This window comes from Hansschlegelia sp. KR7-227 (assembly GCF_049446035.1).
In the GTDB taxonomy this organism is placed as follows: domain Bacteria; phylum Pseudomonadota; class Alphaproteobacteria; order Rhizobiales; family Methylopilaceae; genus Methylopila.
On sequence record NZ_JBMSEA010000006.1, the window covers coordinates 1 to 1,437 of the forward strand.

The window sequence follows — 1,437 nt, forward strand, 5'->3', positions numbered from 1 at the left end:
CTTCTGCTTTCGGCGGCTACGGCGCTTGGCGCGAGCGCGCTTGTTTCGGGTTCGGCGCGGGCGGCGCCGGCGGGCGCGCCGCCCGGGGCGGTGCTCTATGAGGTTCCGGACGATCCGACGAAGGAGCAGGGGCGTCCGCTGCTGGCTGACGGGGGCTACGGGACGCGGTCGCAGTTCGAGAGCGAGGTGCGGAGCAAGGCCGGCAATCCGACCGACCTGACCTCCTGGACCTTCACGCCGCTCGCCGCCCAGATCGGCAATCTGACGCCGTCGGGGCTGCATTTCGAGCGCCATCACGGCGGGATCCCGACGATCGACCCCGCCCGGCACCAGCTGATCCTGCACGGCCTCGTCGACACGGCGAAGCGGTTCACGATGGCGGATCTGAAGAGCCTGCCCTCGGTCACGCGCAAGCACTTCATCGAGTGCTCCGGCAACACGCTCACCGAATGGGCGAAGCCGACGGCCAAGACCGTGCAGGTGACGCACGGCCTGCTCTCGACCTCGGAATGGACCGGCGTGCTGTTCTCGACCCTCGCCCGCGAGGTCGGCCTCAAGGACGGCGCGCAATGGGTGCTGGGCGAGGGCGCCGACGCCTCCGTCATGACGCGCAGCGTGCCGCTCGAGAAGATGCTGAGCGACGGCATGATCGTCTACGGCCAGAACGGCGAGGCGATCCGGCCGGAGCAGGGCTACCCGCTGCGGCTGCTGCTGCCGGGCTATGAGGGCAACACGCACATCAAATGGCTCCGGCGGCTGCAGGTCAGCGACCGTCCGTTCATGACGCGCGAGGAGACCTCCAAATACACCGACCTGATGCCGGACGGCCGGGCGAAGCTGTTCACGTTGCAGATGGCGGCGAAGTCGGTCGTCACCTTCCCCTCCGCCGACATGATGCTGCCGAAGCCCGGGCTCTACGAGATCCGGGGGATCGCCTGGAGCGGCCATGGCCGGGTGCAGTCGGTCGAGGTGTCGGTCGACGGCGGCCGCAGCTGGCGGTTCGCGCGGATCGAGAACCCGCCCGAGCCGATGTGCACGGTGCGCTTCAGCCTGCCCTGGGCGTGGGACGGCCAGCCGGCCACCCTGCAGAGCCGCTGCACCGACGAGACCGGCGCGACCCAGCCGACGCGCGACGAGCTCGTCAAGCTGCGCGGGCTGAACTCGGTCTACCACTACAACGCGATCCAGAGCTGGGCGGTCGCGGCCGACGGAGGGGTGAGCAATGTGCACGCTTAAAGCGGCCGCCGCTGCGGCGCTGCTCGGCCTGCTCGCCGCCTCCCCGGCCGTGCTCGCGGACAGCCCGGCGGCGGGCTCCGGGGTCGGAACCCCGGTCGCCGAAGGCGATCTTGCGCGCTACTTCGCGATCCAGCCGGCGGGGGACGGGCTGCCGGCGGGCTCGGGAACGGTCGAGGCGGGCGCCAAGGTCTATGGCGAGAA

General features: G+C 70.6%; 1 protein-coding gene and 1 pseudogene. Both read left to right on the forward strand.

The window, feature by feature from the left end; all coding sequences use genetic code 11:
- Positions 1-3: 3 nt before the first annotated feature.
- On the forward strand, positions 4-1,236 hold the full coding sequence (soxC, locus tag ACO2RJ_RS20855) for a sulfite dehydrogenase (RefSeq protein ID WP_423269984.1): 1,233 nt from the start codon (positions 4-6) through the stop codon (positions 1,234-1,236).
- Positions 1,223-1,437 (forward strand): annotated as a pseudogene (locus tag ACO2RJ_RS20860) (hypothetical protein); the annotation flags it as partial. The gene soxC and the pseudogene ACO2RJ_RS20860, both read left to right, overlap by 14 nt.